Annotated in this window: 15 protein-coding genes; 3 read left to right on the top strand and 12 right to left on the bottom strand. The window is 69.8% G+C overall.

Annotated features, from left to right (window positions below; all coding sequences use genetic code 11):
• Positions 1-59 precede the first annotated feature (59 nt).
• The 3 genes from SFC76_RS17195 to SFC76_RS17185 are packed head-to-tail and all read right to left on the bottom strand — an operon-like array spanning position 60 to position 2,408.
• Positions 60-1,169, bottom strand: a complete 1,110-nt coding sequence (locus SFC76_RS17195) for an acyltransferase (RefSeq protein ID WP_322850631.1) — start codon at positions 1,167-1,169, stop codon at positions 60-62.
• The gene (locus SFC76_RS17190) at positions 1,166-1,714 is read right to left on the bottom strand and encodes a sugar O-acetyltransferase (protein ID WP_322850630.1); all 549 of its coding nucleotides are present in this window, start codon (positions 1,712-1,714) and stop codon (positions 1,166-1,168) included. The genes SFC76_RS17195 and SFC76_RS17190 overlap by 4 nt, the downstream gene beginning before the upstream one ends.
• Positions 1,715-1,718: 4 nt before the next feature.
• Entirely contained in the window at positions 1,719-2,408 is a 690-nt protein-coding gene (locus SFC76_RS17185) for a DUF1349 domain-containing protein (RefSeq protein ID WP_322850629.1), read from the bottom strand.
• 92 nt (positions 2,409-2,500) lie between these two features.
• On the opposite strand from SFC76_RS17185, the gene SFC76_RS17180 reads away from it, so the two are divergent.
• Positions 2,501-3,052 carry a TetR/AcrR family transcriptional regulator gene (locus SFC76_RS17180; protein WP_322850628.1) on the top strand — a complete coding sequence of 184 codons (552 nt, stop codon included), beginning with the start codon at positions 2,501-2,503 and terminating at the stop codon, positions 3,050-3,052.
• A gap of 77 nt (positions 3,053-3,129) precedes the next feature.
• Complete coding sequence (locus tag SFC76_RS17175; RefSeq protein ID WP_322850627.1) at positions 3,130-4,311, top strand: MFS transporter; 1,182 nt, start codon at positions 3,130-3,132, stop codon at positions 4,309-4,311.
• On the opposite strand, the gene SFC76_RS17170 is transcribed toward SFC76_RS17175, so the two are convergent.
• On the bottom strand, positions 4,308-6,128 hold the full coding sequence (locus tag SFC76_RS17170) for a DUF885 domain-containing protein (protein ID WP_322850626.1): 1,821 nt from the start codon (positions 6,126-6,128) through the stop codon (positions 4,308-4,310). The two genes, SFC76_RS17175 and SFC76_RS17170, sit on opposite strands and share 4 nt — an antisense overlap.
• 128 nt (positions 6,129-6,256) lie before the next feature.
• Positions 6,257-6,565, bottom strand: coding sequence for a hypothetical protein (locus SFC76_RS17165; RefSeq protein WP_322850625.1), 309 nt, complete (start codon positions 6,563-6,565; stop codon positions 6,257-6,259).
• A gap of 121 nt (positions 6,566-6,686) precedes the next feature.
• Between SFC76_RS17165 and SFC76_RS17160 the strand changes: the two genes are divergently transcribed.
• The gene (locus SFC76_RS17160) at positions 6,687-7,319 is read left to right on the top strand and encodes a nicotinamidase (RefSeq protein ID WP_322850624.1); all 633 of its coding nucleotides are present in this window, start codon (positions 6,687-6,689) and stop codon (positions 7,317-7,319) included.
• Here SFC76_RS17160 and SFC76_RS17155 read toward each other — a convergent pair.
• The 7 genes from SFC76_RS17155 to SFC76_RS17125 form a co-directional block, all read right to left on the bottom strand.
• Positions 7,316-8,008 (bottom strand): FadR/GntR family transcriptional regulator, encoded by a 693-nt coding sequence (locus tag SFC76_RS17155; RefSeq protein ID WP_322850623.1) that lies wholly within the window; start codon positions 8,006-8,008, stop codon positions 7,316-7,318. The genes SFC76_RS17160 and SFC76_RS17155 overlap by 4 nt on opposite strands.
• Positions 8,005-8,748: a helix-turn-helix transcriptional regulator gene (locus SFC76_RS17150; RefSeq protein WP_322850622.1), complete on the bottom strand. Its 744-nt coding sequence runs from the start codon at positions 8,746-8,748 to the stop codon at positions 8,005-8,007. Before SFC76_RS17150 ends, SFC76_RS17155 begins: the two co-directional genes overlap by 4 nt.
• A 63-nt stretch (positions 8,749-8,811) precedes the next feature.
• Positions 8,812-10,098, bottom strand: a complete 1,287-nt coding sequence (locus SFC76_RS17145) for an MFS transporter (protein ID WP_322850621.1) — start codon at positions 10,096-10,098, stop codon at positions 8,812-8,814.
• 259 nt (positions 10,099-10,357) lie between these two features.
• The gene (locus SFC76_RS17140; protein ID WP_322850620.1) at positions 10,358-11,758 is read right to left on the bottom strand and encodes an FAD-binding oxidoreductase; all 1,401 of its coding nucleotides are present in this window, start codon (positions 11,756-11,758) and stop codon (positions 10,358-10,360) included.
• Positions 11,759-11,763: 5 nt separating this feature from the next.
• Positions 11,764-13,950: a TonB-dependent receptor gene (locus SFC76_RS17135; RefSeq protein WP_322850619.1), complete on the bottom strand. Its 2,187-nt coding sequence runs from the start codon at positions 13,948-13,950 to the stop codon at positions 11,764-11,766.
• Between the two features lie 118 nt (positions 13,951-14,068).
• On the bottom strand, positions 14,069-14,830 hold the full coding sequence (locus SFC76_RS17130; protein ID WP_322850618.1) for an SDR family NAD(P)-dependent oxidoreductase: 762 nt from the start codon (positions 14,828-14,830) through the stop codon (positions 14,069-14,071).
• A gap of 13 nt (positions 14,831-14,843) precedes the next feature.
• Positions 14,844-16,361: a carboxylesterase/lipase family protein gene (locus SFC76_RS17125; protein WP_322850617.1), complete on the bottom strand. Its 1,518-nt coding sequence runs from the start codon at positions 16,359-16,361 to the stop codon at positions 14,844-14,846.
• Positions 16,362-16,444 lie beyond the last annotated feature (83 nt).

Below are 16,444 nucleotides of genomic sequence, written 5' to 3'. Positions count from 1 at the left end.
CCAAGCGATGCGGGTCCGCGATCGTTCCTCCGCCGTCATGCGATCGGGTCGCGCCTGCGTCATGCCGCGGGCAGGCGGCGGTTGAGCCAGGTGCGGATCGGCACGTCCCAGCGGGCATAGGCGACAGCGGCGAACAGGATGGTGAAGCCCAATAGCGCGACCGCGACCGTCGCGGTCAGCCAGCCCGGCCCCTGCCGCCCGGCGATCCAGTTCATGTAGAGATACACGAAGGGATAATGGGTGATGTAGATCGGGTAGGAGAGGCGCCCCGCCAGCTTGCAGAGCGCGACGACGCCCGGGCCGCCGCGCGAATGGCGGCCGGCGACGATGATCGCGGGGAACAGCAGCAGCACGCAGGCGGCTTCGTAGAGACCGTTGAGCTTGAGCGCGCCGACGGCGGGGAAGACCGGCGCGGCGAAGGCCAGCGCGAGCACGACGCTGAGCGTGACGAAGCCGAGCCGCAGTCGCGGCAGACGATCGCCGAGCCGGTAGAGCAGCAGCCCGGTGACGAAGGGATAGGCCAGGCGGACCGGGGCCCCCCAGAAATTGGCGAGCCCCCAGCCGGTGTCGTAGGAGCCGAGCGTCAGCGCGGTCGCCGCCGAGACGATCGCGGCGATCAGGGCGACGCCGGCGAGCGCGCGCAGGCCGAGCCGGCGCAGCAGCAGCGCATAAGCGAGATTGGCGATATATTCCTGGAAGAGCGTCCAGGCCGGCGCGTTGAGCGGGTGGCTGTCGCCGAGCCGGTTGGCGAGCGGCAGCGACGGCAGCGCGAGCAGTCCGGCGGCGAAGGCGAGCGCGACCAGACCGGCGGAGGCGTCCTGCTTGCCGTCCGCGAACGGATCGAACAGGTAGCTCGCCAGCCCGAGCAACGCGCCGAGCACGACGAGCGGATGCAGCCGGACCAGCCGCCGCGCCAGAAAGCCCCGCGTCGTCATCCGCGGCCAGCGATCGTCATAGGCGTAACCGATGACGAAACCCGACAGCGCGAAGAAGAAATCGACCGCCAGATAGGCGTGCGGCAGCATCAGCCGCGACGCGTCGAACAGCACCGCAATGCCCTGGATGTGGAAGGCGACCACCAGCAGCGCGGCGGTGCCGCGCAGGCCGTCGAGCACCTCGAAATGGGTTTTGCCGACGCTGGTGCGGTCGGGCGTCGGCACCACGTTCATGCACGCACCACGCGGGCGGGATTGCCGACGACGGTGGCGCCGGCGGGCACGTCGCGGGTGACGACGCTGCCCGCGCCGACGATCGCATCGTCCCCGATCGTCACGCCGGGCAGGATCAGCGCGCCGCCGCCGATCCAGACGTTGGCGCCGATCCGGATCGGCCGACCGAATTCGAGCATCGCCGCGCGCGTCGCAGGGTCGCGCGGATGGTCGGCGGTGAGGATCTGGACGCCCGGCCCGATCTGCGTCCCCGCACCGATCTCCACCGCGACGACGTCGAGGATGACGCAGCCGAAGTTGAGGAACACGCCGTCGCCGAGCCGGATGTTGTCGCCATAGTCGCAATGGAAGGGCGACCGCACGGTGACGCCGCGGCCGACCGCCCCGAGCCCCTCGACGAGCAAGGCGTGGCGCTCGGCCGGGCTCGCCGCGGCGGCGGCATTGTAGCGCGCCATCCATTGCGCGGCGCGTGCGGCATCGGCGGCGATCTCGGGATCGTCGGCGGTGTAGAGGTCGCCCGCCAGCATCTTCTCCTTCTCGGTCATCGTCTCAGCTCAGATCGTGCAGGTCTTTGCCGAGCGGCGCGGTGATGCGCAGATCGGAGAAGCGCACCCCGAGCCCGCTGCGCTCCGGCGTACAGGCCATCGGTCCGACCCGGTAGGACGATGCGACCGGAAAGGGAGCGAGGCGGACGAGCGGCCAGGTCCGGCCGTCGGCGGAGACCTGCAACCGCAGCACCCCCTTGGCGACCGTCGCGCGCATCCAGAAATCGGACGCGTCGCCGGTGTAGCGGCCGGTCGCCCAGTCCGAGCGGCCGTCGGTCAGGACGCTGCTCAGCATCGCCGCGCCGTCCGACAATTCGATCCCCGCCTTGACCCAGCGACGCTCGTCGACGCGGACCATGATACCGGCTTGATCGTAGAGCTGCCGATAGTCGCCGCGGATGCGCAATTGCGCGGTGAAGGCGGCGGGGGTGGGGAAGCCGAGGAAATGGCCGCTGTCGCGGGTGAAGCCGTAATGCGTCTCGCGCCAGAAATCGGTGGCGCGATCGGTGACGATCGTCAGCTCGCCGGCGGCATCGGCGTGCCATTGCTTGGGCGGATTGAGCCAGCGGCCGTCGCGGCGACCGAATACCGGCGCATCCGCCGCCTCGCCGAGGGCGGCACCGGCGGTTGCGGGCAGCGCCAGTGCCGCGGCACCGCCAAGGACGGTACGGCGGGATAGCGGCGGTTGGGACATGATCGACGGCCTTTCTTGCGATACGGCGGCGTCGGCCGCGAAAGATGCGCGTATATGTACAAATGTACACATGATTGGCAAAGGAAGAATGCGTGGCATCCGGCGAACCCAAGCGGAACGACCCCGATCGCCGGCAGCGGATCGTCGATGCGACGCTGGAGGTGATCGCGCAGCACGGCGTCGCGGCGACGACGCACCGGCGGATCGCCACCGCGGCGGCGGTGCCGCTGGGATCGGTGACCTATTATTTCGCGTCGCTGGAGGCGCTGCTGACCACCGCCTTCCTGCAACTGGCGGCGGTATCGTCGGCGGCGTTCGCGGCGCGGCTGGCGGAGGCGCAGGATCGCGACGGCGCCCGCGCGGCGATCGTCGACATCATCGCCGAATCGATCTGGGCGGAGCCGCGCACGCTGCTGCTCAGCTACGAACTCTATGCCTTCGCCGCGCGCCACCCACCGGTGACTGCGGTGATGCAGCGATGGATGGACGACAGCCGCGCGGCGCTGGAGCGGTTCTTCGATCCGCTGACCGCCCGCGCGCTCGACGCGCTGGTCGAGGGGATCGGCATCCACAATTCGATCGACCGCCAGCCGCTGCAACGCGACGCGATTCGCGAGATCGTCGATCGGGTGGCCGGCGCCTGATCGGTCTTTTCCCCGATCGGCCGCGGGCTTGGCGATCGGGGCGCGACGACGGGCGCGAGAGCCGGTAAGCGGCGGCGATGACCGACCAGACCGACCATGCCGGGATCAGCCCGGGGCTCACCGCGATCTTCTCGCTCGCCTGCGGGCTGATGGTCGCCAACCTCTATTATGCGCAGGCCCTCATCGGCGAGATCGCGCCGGCGCTGGGGCTGCACGGCAGCGTCGCCGGGCTGATCGTCACGTTGACCCAGCTCGGCTATGGCGCCGGGCTGTTCTTCGTCGTCTCGCTCGCCGACCGCGTCGAGAACAAGCGGCTGATCCTGCTGCTCACCGTCGGGGCGTGCCTCGGGCTGGTCGGGATCTGGACAGCGACGGGGGCGACGGGCTTTCTGATCTTCTCGTTCCTCACCGGCTTCTGCTCGGTCGGCGCGCAGATCATGGTCCCGCTCGCCGCGCATCTCGCCCCCGAACAGCGGCGCGGCCAGGTGGTCGGCAATATCATGGGCGGGCTGATCACCGGCATCATGCTCGCCCGGCCGCTCGCCAACGGGCTCGCCGCGGTGGCGGGGTGGCGCGCGATCTTCGGGCTGTCGGCGATCGGCATGGCGCTGCTCGCGCTGCTCATCGCGCGCACCGTGCCGCAGCGGCGGCCCAAGCCCGATCTGGGCTATGGCGCGCTCCTGCGGTCGGGCCTGTCGCTGCTCGTCCGCACGCCCGCGATCCGGCGGCGGACGGCTTATCAAGCGACGATATTCGCCGCGTTCAACCTGTTCTGGACGACGGTGCCGCTCTTGCTCGCGCAGCGCTTCGGGCTCGGCCAGATGGGGATCGCGCTGTTCGCCTTGGCGGGCGCGGGGGGCGCGCTGGCGGCGCCGATCGCCGGGCGGCTGGGCGACCGCGGGCATATCCGCGCGGGTACGGCAGGCGCGCTGGCGGCGGCGATCCTCGCCTTCCTGCTCGCCGGCTGGGCGGGCGCGGCGCATGCGCTGATCCTGCTCGCGGTCGCGGCGGTGGTGCTCGACGCGGCGACGCAGATGAACCAGGTGCTCGGCCAGCGCGTGCTCTTCTCGATCGCGCCCGAGGCGCGCGGGCGGATCAATTCGGTCTATATGACGATGGTCTTCCTCGCCGGCGCGCTCGGCTCGACGCTGGCGACGATCAGCTACGATCGCGGCGGCTGGACCGCGACCGCCGCCGTCGGCGCGGCGCTGATGACGGCGGTGTTCCTGCTGTTCCTGACCGAGCGCCGCGCCGCCTAGCGTTTGGCGGCGATGTAGCGCGTCACCTGTTCGTCGAGCAGGTCGAGCGGCAGCGCGCCCTGATCGAGCACGGCTTCGTGGAAGTCGCGGATGTCGAACTTCGGCCCCAGCGCACGCTGCGCCCGCGCCCGCGCCTCGCTGATCCGGAGCTGGCCGACCATGTAGCTGGTCGCCTGGCCCGGCCAGTTGAAATAGCGATCGACCTCGCGCGCGATATCGGTGTCGGAGACCGAGCTGTTGGCGCGAAAATAGGCGATCGCCTTGTCGCGATCCCAGCGCTGCGCGTGGATGCCGGTGTCGAGCACCAGCCGGATCGCGCGCCACATCTGCAACGACAGCATGCCGAAGCGGGCATAGGGGTCCTTGTAGAGTCCCATCTCGTCGGCGAGCCGCTCGGCGTAGAGGCCCCAACCCTCCGCATAGGCGCCGTAGCCGCCGTATTTGCGGAATTTGGGGATGCCGGTCAGCTCCTGCTGGCGCGCGATCTGGAAATGATGGCCGGGCGCGCCCTCATGCGCGGCGATGCCGGCGACCTGCACCTTCTGCGTTTGGGTCATGTCGATCAGATTGACGTAATAGATGCCCGGCCGCGACCCGTCCGCCGATGGCGGATCGTAGAAGGCGGTCGACGCGGTCCGCTCGCGCCACGGCTCGACCGCGCGGACCTCCAGCGGCGCCTTGGGCAGGACGCGGAAATAGCGGGGTGCCGCCGCCATCGCCCCGGCGATCACCGCGCGCGCATCGCCCAGATACGCCTGCCGCCCCGCCGCGGTGTTCGGATATTTGAGCTGCGGATCGGTGCGGATCTTGTCGAAAAAGGCTTCCAGCGTGCCGGTGAAGCCGACCTCGCGCTTGATCCCCTCCATCTCCTGCCGGATTGTCGCGACCTGGCGCAGGCCGAGCGCGTGGATCTGCTCGGCGGTGAGATCGGTGGTGGTCGCGGTCTTGAGGCGGTCGGCGTAATAAGCGGCGCCGTCGGGCAGGCTCCACGCGCCGAAATTGCCCTTGGACAGCGGCTCGACCGCGTCGAGCGCCGCGAACAGCACGTCATAGCCGCGGCGGAACGGGCCGGTCAGCGCCGCGGACGCATCGGCGATGAGCTGCGTCCGGGTCGCCGGCGGCACGTCGAGCGCGGTCACCTTCTTGCGGAAGTCGGCGAGCAGCGTCGAATCGGGACCCTTATCGAACGGCGCGCCGGTTACGATGGCGCGTGCGTCGGATCGGGCGGGGGCGAAATTGACCTTGTTGGGGACGATCCCCGCCGCCGCCTGTTCGCGCATCGTCGCGGCGACCTCGCGCATCACCCGCTCGGTGTCGCGCAGGCGGGCGATATAGGCGCGGGCGTCGGCGAGCGTGTCGATCCGGTGATTGTTGATCAGCAGCACCGGGATGTCGCCGGCCGGACTGCCGGTGGTCGAGACCGGGAAGCGCAGCTTGCGGAAGCGCAAAGATTCGCGCCCGCGCGTGACCTCATATTCGAACAAGCGGTAGCTGACCCGTGCGCTCTCGCCGAGCTGGTCGGGGCGGAAGCGCGCGTGCATGTCCTGCAACTGGCGTTCGGCCAGCGCCTGATCGCCGCGCGCGCCGGCATCGGTGTAATCGTCGAGCCGGTCTTCGTGCGTCTTGAGGCCGAGCTGGGTCAGCGCCTCCGGATTGCGGTCGAGCTGTTCGTCGAAGGCGCGGTCGAGGAATTGCAGCAGCGCCGCGTCCTGCGTTGCGGTCGATGCGGCGCGGGGCGGAGCGGCTTGGGGCGGGGCGGCGTCGGCCTGGACGAGCGGTGCTGCCGACACCAGCAGCAGGGCAAGAGCGTGACGCATGGAGAAACCCCTGTCGAAACCGTCGGCGCCGGTAGGTCCGGCGCCCTTATCGCGCCGACCTTACGTCATGCGCGTGCCGCGACAAGTCTCGCGCGTCGGCCGGACGCGATGCGTCCGACCGGTAGGCGTCAATCGGCGGTGACGTCCGCCGCGTTGAATTCGGCGAAGGCGTCCTTCACCTCGTCGGCGAGCGTCGCATCGTTGATGTCGACCGACACGACGACCGCACCGGCGTGGGCGCCGTCGTCGCGCGCTTCTGGAGTGGGGGCGCCCGCCTCGGTGTCGGAACCGGCTTCTTCGGTGCCGACGGTGTTGTCGGGGCCGTCGGCGGCGATGAACACGTCGGTGCGCGGAATCTCGAACTGCTGCACCAGCCGCTCCACCGTCATCTCCGCTTCGCGCCGCGTCTCGAACTTCGCGGTCAGGGTCGTGCTCATGAACCTCTCCCGGCGGTCACAGCGACCGCCAAGCCCCTCCAACGCGCGAACGCCGGTGTGGACGCAGACATAACGCGTCGTCCTGCTTTGCCGGCGGGCGGTTCGCCCGGTAAGAGGCGCCATGGACCCCAGCGACGTCACCCCCGCCGATGCGCTCGTCATCGTCGATCCGCAGATCGACTTCTGTCCCGGCGGACGGCTCGCGGTGGCGGACGGGGACGCGGTAATGGGGCCGATTGCGGACTTGGCCATGCAATTCGCGCATGTCGTGGTGACGCAGGACTGGCATCCTGCGGGCCACAGCTCGTTCGCCAGCAGCCATGCCGGACGGCAGCCGTTTGAGACAATGCGGATGCCCTATGGCGAGCAGGTGTTGTGGCCGGACCATTGCATCCAGGGCACGCCCGGCGCCGATTTTCATCCCGCGGTTGATGCGGCGGTGGCGCGGGCGGGGCTGATCCTGCGCAAGGGGCAGCATCCCGACGTCGATTCCTATTCGGCCTTCTTCGAGAACGACAAGACGACGCGCACCGGGCTGGCGGGCTATCTGCGCGATATCGGGGTGCGGCGGTGCGTGTTCGTCGGCCTCGCCTACGACTTCTGCGTGGCGTGGTCGGCGCTGGATGCGCGGCGCGAGGGGTTCGCGGCGGCGATCCGGAAGCCGTACACGCGCGCCATCGCGATGCCGCTGGCGCAGGGTACGACGGCCGATGCGATCGAGGTGCAGCTCAGCGCCGCCGGGGTCGCGTTCTAGCGGACGAAGATGTCGCTGATCGCGCGGTCGAAATGCGCGTCCATCAGCGTCGCGGCGGCGGCGGCGTCGCGGTCGGCGATCGCCGCGGCAAGATCGCGGTGGACGGCGAAGACCGTCTCGCGCTGTTCGAGCGTCTCGCGCGTCTGCCAGGCGGTGGGGACGGCGACGCGCATCAATTGCTCGAACGAGCGGACGATCTGGTGGAACAGCGCATTGCCGCCGGCGCGGGCGATCGCCTGATGGAAGGCGATGTCGTGGCGGATCAGCCGGTCGAGATCGTCGGCACTCGTCGCCATCTGCGCGGCATGATCGACGATCAGGCGGGCGTCGGCGTCGCTGCGATGCGCGGCGGCGAGCGCGGCGGTGCGCAGCTCCAGCGTGCGGCGGACGTCCCAGACGTCGCTGGTGGTGATCTGCGCGGTGGCGACGGCATGGTCGATCGAGGCGGCCATCACCGAACCGTCGATCGCGCCGACCCGCGCCTTGCGGCCGTTGCCGACGTCGATGACGCGCAGCGCGGCGAGGGCGCCGAACGCCTCGCGCATCACCGCGCGGCTGACGCCCAGGTCGCTGGCGAACTGGCCCTCGCCGGGCAGAGTGTCGCCGACCTTGAGATCGGCGCCGCGAATATGGTCGCGGACGCGGCGCACCGCCTGATCGACCAGCGAGCCGGAGAGATCGGCCGTCATGCGGCGAGCGGGTGGCTGCGCAGCTGCGTCGGCGGCTGGCCGTAGCGGCGCGAGAAGGCGCGGGTGAAGCTGGCGTTGTTGAGATAGCCGCAGCGATAGCCGATCGACGAGACCGGCAGGTCGGTCGCGAGCAGCAGCTCGCGCGCGCCGCTCAGCCGCCGGTCGGTGATCGCGTCGGCGACGCTCATCGCGAACATCGAGCGGAAGCCGCGGGTGAGCTTGGCGCGGTTGAGGCCGCAGGCACGCGAGATCGAATCGAGCGTCAGCTTCTCGTGCCAGCGTTCGTCGATCAGGCGGCGGGCGGCGGCGATCCGCTGCGCCTCGCCGGCGGACAAGGCGCCGCTGCCGTCGGCGGGGATCAGGCTGCCGTCGCCCAGTGTCTCGAAGGTCGCGCAGATCAGCTCGATGCATTTGGCGATGCGCAGCGTCGCGGCGGCGGCGCTCGCCAGCCGGCCGGGTTGCAGCGTCAGCGCGATCGCGCGCATGTCGCTGGGGATATGCCAGGTGCCGGCGCGATCGGGGGCGCCGCCGAAGATGCGGGTGCAGGCGGTGGTCGCGACGACGAAGGCGATATCCGCCGACTCCAGCGCGTCCGCGGCGGGGGCCGGATGGAAGTCGAAGGTCGCGGGTGCCAGCCGGTAACCGAACGCAACCGCCTCGAACGGCCAATCCGCCACCGGCAACGGTCCCTCGCCGATGAAGGCGTACATCTCCGGCGATACCTCGACCCGCGTTTTCATCCTGACCTCTCGTTATATCGTTGAGGGCGTGATGAACCTATCCGATAGCTGATGCAAGAGCTTTCAGATAGGTTCGGTGGTCGCCGTCGCGGGCGCGCGGCGCATCGCGACGAAAAAGGCGATCAGCGACAGCGCGCTGGTCGCCGCGCCGACGGTGGCGAGGCCCTGGTCGAGATGCGATTCGCCGCCGAACAGGCTGCTCGCCGCGGCGACCAGCGTCGGTGCGACGCCGAAGCCGATCAGCCCGGCGATGGCGATGAACGCGCCGATACACAGGCCGCGCAGTTCGTTGGGGATGAGCACGGTCAGCGCCACCGAGGTGACGACCCCGGTCACCGCGCCGCACAGCAGCAGCAGCCCGAGCGCCGCGCCGAACAGCGGGACGGAGGGCGCGATCGGGAACAGCCCGGCGGGGATGCCGAGCGAGGCGGCGATCACCGCGCCGATCAGCAGGCCGCCGCGGCGGCCGCTCTTCTGCCCCCAGTCGGCGGAGAAGCCGCCGATCACCGCGCCGAGCAGGCCGGCGACGAAGATCATCGTCCCCATCCAGCCGGCGACCTGATCGGGGCGCAGCCCGAAACTGCGCGACAGGACGGGCGCGGCCCAGATCGCCGCGGCGGCGTCCGCCATCACGACGCTGACCTGCCCCATGAACAGCGGCAGCAGGAAGGCGCGGCGCGCCCACAGCTCGCCGGCGACGATGCGGAAGGGGGCGTGGGTGCTCGCGGCGACTTCGTGGCGGACGGGTTCGCGCAGCAGGAACAGCGGGATCATGAACGCCGCGCCCATCAGCGCGAGCGCGAGATGCGCGCTGCGCCACGGTGCGGCGTGCCAGAACCAGCCGGGCGCGCCGCCGCGGAGGAACAGGCCGAACAAGGCGCCGGTGAGGCCGAAGGCCATCGCCTGCCCCAGCGACTTGCCGAGGTTGACGACGAGCAGCGCGCGGCCGCGCTGCGTCGGAGGGCAGAGATCGGCGCAGAGCGACAGCGCCGCGGTGAGCGCGCCGGTGGTGCCGATGCCGGTCAGCATGCGCGCGACGAACAGCAAGGCGACGCTGTGCGCGACCGCGGTGAGGAGGGTGCCGAGGACGAAGGTGGCGACCAGCACGATCATGATGCGGACGCGATTGTGCCGGTCGACCCAGATGCCGATCGGGATCGAGAACAACGCGAGCGGCAGCGCGGCGCTGAGGCCCTGGATGAGGCTGAGCGTATAATCGCTGAGGTGGAGTTCGGCCTTGGCGCCTTCCTGCACGGTGCCGAACGACGCCATCATCGTGAAGCCGAGCATCATCGCCAATGCGAGCGCGAGCAGCGGGAGGAGCGAGCGAGAGAAAGCGGGGGTCGGCATGGCTGGCTCCTGTTGGGGTAGGTCGTCGGACGGTCAGCGCGGGCCAAATTCCTCCCTCGCTTCAGCGGGGGAGGGGGACCGCCGGCCGCAGGCCGGTGGTGGAGGGGGCGTTTCCGCGAAAACCGACTTCGCCGTATCCTCCCCCTCCGTCACGCCCTTCGGGCGCGCCACAGTGCCGGGTCGGTCATGCCCCCGGCATGACCTTGAACGGCCGGGGGCCGTTCAACCCGGCACTCCCTGGCGGGGGAGGAATTCTCGGTTACAAACTGAAGATCTTGCCCGGGTTGAACAGGTCCTTCGGGTCGAGCGCGCGCTTCAGGATGCGCATCACGTCGACCGCGTCGCCGAGTTCCTCGACCAGCCAATGCTGCTTGCCGATGCCGATGCCGTGTTCGCCGGTGCAGGTGCCGTCCATCGCCAGCGCGCGGGCGACGAGGCGGGCGTTGACGCCTTCGACCTCGGCGAGGTCCGCCTTCGACTCCGGGTCCATCGCGAAGATGACGTGGAAATTGCCGTCGCCGACATGGCCGAGGATCGTCGCGGGGACGCTGCACGTCGCGAGGTCCGCCTTGGTCGCGGTGATGCATTCGGGCAGGCGGCTGATCGGCACGCAGACGTCGGTCGCCCAGCCGACCGCGCCGGGGCGCAGCGCCACCGCGGCATAATACGCCTCGTGCCGCGCCTTCCACAATCTGCCGCGCTCCTCGGGGAGGTTGGACCAGGCGAAGTCGCCGCCGCCATTCTCCGCGGCGAGCATGCCGACCATCTCGACCTGTTCGGCGACGCTGCCCGGCGAACCGTGGAATTCGAAGAACAAGGTCGTCACCTCGGGCAGCGCGAGCTTCGACCAGGCGTTGACCGCACGGATCTGCATGTCGTCGAGGATCTCGACGCGGGCGAGCGGCACGCCGGCCTGGATCGACTGGACGACGGTGGTGATCGCGCCTTCGAGGCTGGCGAAGCCGCAGACCGCGGACGAGATCGTCTCGGGGATAGGATGCAGCCGCAGCGTCACCTCGGTGATGATACCGAGCGTGCCCTCGCTGCCGACGTAGAGGCGGGTGAGGTCGTAGCCCGCCGCGGACTTGCGCGCGCGGCGTGCGGTGGTGACGACCTTGCCGTCGGGGGTGACGACCTTGAGGCTCAGCACCGCCTCGCGCATCGTGCCGTAGCGCACCGCATTGGTGCCGCTGGCGCGGGTCGAGGCCATGCCGCCGATCGTCGCATTGGCGCCGGGATCGATCGGGAAGAACAGGCCGGTGTCGCGGAGATGCTCGTTGAGCTGCTCGCGGCGGCAGCCCGCCTGCACGGTGCAGTCGAAATCCTCGGCGTTGACCGCGACGATCTGGTTCATCTCGCCGAGATTGACGCTGACGCCGCCGCGCACCGGCACCGCATTGCCCTCGATCGAGGTGCCGGCGCCGAACGGCACGATCGGTACGTCGGCGGCGACGCAGAGATTGACGAGATCGACCACATCCTGCGTCGAATGCGCGAAGACGACCGCGTCGGGCAGGACGACGTCGAAATGCGCCTCGTTCGAGCCGTGCTGGCGCAGCATCGCGTCGGTGAGGTGCAGCCGCTGCCCGAACCGCTCGCGCAGCCGGTCGAGGAACGCCGGGTCGAGCGCGGCGCGGGGGAGGGCGGTGTCGATATGCATGGGACCTAGAACCTGAAGCCGAGGCGGACGCCGATGCGGCGGCGATCGCCGATGATGCCGAGATCGGAGGCGGGCAGGCCGGCGAGGGCGAGCGTCGTCTTTTCGATATAGGCGTCGAAATAGTTCTTCTGGAGAAGGTTGTTGGCGAACGCCGCAACCTCCAGCGGACCGGTGCGATAGGTGATCGCGGCGTTGACCAGCGCATAGGGGCGCAGGAAGGTCGGCGTCGTCTGGTTGAGCGTCGCGGCGAGGCGGCTGCCCTTGGCGACGACGCCGCCGGTCAGCGTCAGCGTATCCTCGCCGCCGAGGCGGATGGTATAGTCGCTGTAGATATTGCCGCTGAAATCGGGCTGGAAGGTCAGCCGGTCCGACGACAACGTGCGGCCGGTGACCAGCGTATAGGGCGAGGAATCGGTCAGGCGGGCGTGGATGTAGGTGACGCTGCCGTTGATCGTCCAGTTGGACACCGGCCGCACCGTCGCCTCCAGCTCGGCGCCGTAGCTTTCGACGTCACCGCTGTTGAGATCGACGGTGACGAGGCCGCCGCCCGCCGCCGGCGCGATCGAGTTGAGGCCGATATAGTTGGAATAATCGTTGTAGAAGACGTCGCCCGACAGGCTGAACGCGCGATTGGGCGAGACGTATTTCGAGCCGATCTCATAGGTCCATGCCGAATCGCCCTTGTAGGTGCGGATCGGCGCGGTCGGCGCGTTGAAGCCGCCGCCGCGATAGCCGCGCGCCACCGACGCATAGGTCATCAGCTGGCTGGTCCAGTGGCGGGTGACCGACAGGCGCGGTTCGACCTGATCGGACTTGAGCTGCGCGTTGGAGATGGTGGTCGGCAGCGTCGCGGCACCGACGGTGATCGCGATATCGCCGTCGGCGCTGCGCTTCTCGTGATCGTAGCGCAGGCCGAGCGCGATCTCCCACGCCGGGGTCGGCTTCCAGAAGATCGTGCCGAAGGCGGCATAGGTGTCCGCCTTGGTGGCGTTGTTGGTCAGGCGGGTGAGGTTGGCGGGCAGGATGCGGGTGCGGTCGAACGCGGTCGCCTCCTCACGGCTGTAGAACAGGCCGAGCAGGGTGCTGAGCGTGCCGCCGAGTTCGGTGTCGAGGCGGGTCTCGACCGTCTTGGTGCGCAGGCTGTCGGTGCCGTTGCTGCGCGCGATGTCGGCGGGGCCGAAATCGGCATCGCTGTTGGGCGACACGCCGTTGCGCGCGTCATAGGAGCCGACGAGGGTGAATTTGGAATTGATCGCCTCGATCGGCGTCTCCAGCCGCGCGTTGACGCCGCGATAGCGATACTGGATGCGGTTGGGCGCGTTGAACTGGACGATGCGCGAATAATCGGTCGGGCCGGTGACGCGCGCATAAGGCGTGTTGGCGCCGTCGACCCAGTCGTAATAGCCGTTGACGGTCAGCACGACGTCGCCGGTCGGCACGAAGCGGATCGTGGTGTTGAGCGAATCGGTCTTGAACGGGCTGGCATCGATGCCGAGCAGATTGTTGCGCAGGAAGCCGTCCTGCTGGCGGTGGCCGGCGGCGACGCGGACCTGCAGCACGTCCTTGATGATCGGGCCGCTGACCGAGGCGGAGGCGAGGATGCTGTCGTCGGGGCCGGCGAAGCTGAAATTGCCGCGTGCCTCGGTCTCGTTCGACGGCTGGCGGGTGATGACGTTGATCGCGCCGCCCAGCGTGTTCTTGCCGTACAGCGTGCCCTGCGGGCCGCGCAGCACCTCGATCCGGTCGATGTCGAGCAGCGGATTGTTGAGATAGGACGTGTTGGGCTGGTAGATGCCGTTGATGAACAGGCCGACGCCGGGCTGCACCGATTGCACCAGCGTGACGCCGACGCCGCGGATCGAGACGAAGGCGCGGCCGGCACCGTCGCTGGCGATGTTGAGCCCGGGGGTGAGCGACGCGGCCTCGCGCACCGAATTGACGCCGCGCTCGGTCAAAGTGTTGCCGCTGATCGCGGTGGCGGCGATCGGCACGTCGAGCAGCGATTCGGCGCGCTTGCGGGCGGTGACGACGATATCCTGGTCGCCGGTCTGCGGCGCGGCGCCGGTGGCGCGGCCGGGCGGGGCGGTGTCGGTGACGTCGGGAGCTTCGGCGACCTGCGCGGCGGCGGGTGCGGCGAAGGCGAGCAGTGCAACGGGCGCGGTGGTGACGGCAAACAGGGTGCGAAGGCGCATCTTTTATCCTCTCTTCGGCCGGTGAGTCTCCGCCCACCTGTCAGAAAGGTTTGTGCGCCTTTCGCTACCTATCCGAAAGGTAAGGCGGATATGCCGATCGGCTCTGCCGCTTCGCCGATCACCAGCAGCTGTAGCCGCCGTCGGCGAGGACGATGCTGCCGGTCATCAGGCTGGCGGCGTCGCTGGCGAGGAAGTGGACGATCGAGGCGACCTCCTCGGGCTCGCCGAGCCGGGCCTGCGGCGTGCCGTCGATCCAGCGGCGGTACATCTCGCTCTGCTTGTCGGCGAAGGCGTTGAGCGGTGTGGCGATATAGGTCGGCGCGACCGCGTTGACGCGGACGCCGCGCGGTGCCCATTCGGCGGCGAGGCTGCGGGTGAGCTGGTGCACTGCGGCCTTGCTGGCGTTGTAATAGCTCTGCGGCTGCGGGCGGTTGACGATGAGCCCCGACATCGAGCCGATGTTGACGATGCTGCCCGTGCCGCGCGCGAGCATATGCCGGCCGAAGGCGCGCGCGCACCAGAAGGTGCCGTTGAGGTTGACGTCGAGGACGTTGCGCCATTGTTCGTCGGTGACGTCCTCGGCGGGGGTGTCGCTGCGCGCGATGCCGGCGTTGTTGACGAGGATGTCGACCGCGCCGGCGCTGTCGGCGATGCGCGTCACCGCGGCGGGATCGGCGACGTCGAGCAGCACGCCGTCGATGGCGCGGCCGCGCGCGCGCAGGCGCTCGATCGCGGCACCGAGCGCGTCGGGATCGCGGTCGGCGAGGATGACGCGCGCGCCGGCCTCGCCCAGCGCATCGGCGCAGGCATAGCCGATGCCCTGCGCGGCGCCGGTGACGAAGGCGGTGCGCCCGTCGAGGCGCAGGCGGTCGAGATACATGAGGGGAATCCGATCAGGGCAGGAAGGCGGCGGCGGGCATCACCGGCTCGGCGACCGGCTGGCCGGCGGCGAGCTGGTAGACGATGCGGCCGTCGCGCTCGAACGGCGCCCAGGGGAGGCTGCCGTCGCGGGCGAATTGCACCCAGAGCGCGTGGATGCGGTCGGCGAGGTGCTGCGGCGGCGCATCGCCGCACAGCCCTTCCGCGCCGGTGCACTTGGCGAGGCTGTCGAAGACGAAGGGCAATTCCATGCCGTGCGATGCGCCGAGCCCGTCGTCGTAGCGCGGCGAGCGCCATTCGAATTCGTACATATGCGTGCGGCCGCGATGCTCCTCGGCGAACCGGCGCGCGGGCCAGCGAAAGACGAGGTCGGTCATCGCATCGGTCAGCGCCTGTCCGGCGGGCTTGCCGCGCCCCATGCCATAGGCCTTGAGGACCGCCCACGCACGCGGCTGCGACTTGCGCAGCACGACCCAGGCGAGCAGCTTGCCGATCGCGGTGTTCAATTTGTCGCGGACGCCGCTGGGGACGAGGTAGAGGTTCATCTCCTCGCGGTTGCTGCCGATCAGCAACGCGACCTCGGCACCGGCGCCCTGTCTGAGCGCGTCGAGCGGAGCGAGCGGCAGCACGTCGTCGCCGTGGACGGGGACGAAGCGGCTGATCCCGAACACCGGCTCGCGCCCGTCCGCGCCACGCAGATCGAGCCGGGTGGTGGGCAGCGAGACCGTCTCGACCGCGTCGAGCAAGGGCTCGCCGGAGGCGACGCGTTCGAAACCGGCGCGATCGGGGGTGACATCGAGCAGCGCGGCCATCTTCTTCACCAGCCGCTGCGCGACGGGGATCGTGCGGGTCATGCCGCCATGGCCGCTCTGCACGATGGCACGATGGAACAGCTCCTTGGCGAGCGGCGATGCGATCAGGTCGGCGATCGCCATCGCGCCCGCGCTCTCGCCGAACACGGTGACGTTGGCGGGGTCGCCGCCGAAGGCCGCGATCTCGTCGCGCACCCAGCCGAGCGCGGCGATCATGTCGCGCAGGCCGAGGTTGGTCGGCACGCCGGGGATCGGCAGGAAGCCGTCGACCCCCATGCGATAGTTGATCGCGACATAGACGATGCCGTCGCGCGCGAAGCTCGCGCCGGTCTGTACGCCCGCGTCCTTGCTGCCGACGACGAAACCGCCGCCGTGGATGAACACCATGACCGGGCGCGCCTTGTCCTCTTCTGCGTCCACTCCCGCCGGGCACCAGACGTCGAGCGCGAGATACTCGTCGCCCGGCGTCCAGCCCTCGCCGATCAGCGGCGCGGCATCGAGGCCGGGCAGCTTGCGCGTCCGCTGCGGCGCGTTGGGACCGGGCGCGACCGCCTGCCGCACGCCGGACCAGCGCGTCACCGGCGCCGGCGGCGCGAACCGCCGCGCCCCGACGGGAGCCGCGGCATAGGGAATGCCGCGAAAGACGGTAAGCGCGCCGAGGCGGCGCCCTTCGACCGGTCCGGCAGCGGTTTCGATCACGGGAGGGGGAAGCGACGACATCCCGATACTATGCCGCGAGCCACGCGCGTGGCGTAGCGCCCATCGTTATGCCGATCGGGTGATTTGCCGTGCCCGGCGACGGT

It is taken from the genome of Sphingomonas sp. CD22, from assembly GCF_034556155.1.
Classification (GTDB): Bacteria; Pseudomonadota; Alphaproteobacteria; order Sphingomonadales; family Sphingomonadaceae; genus Sphingomonas.
Note: the sequence above shows the minus strand (reverse complement) of the source record. Positions and strands in the feature narration are given on the sequence as shown.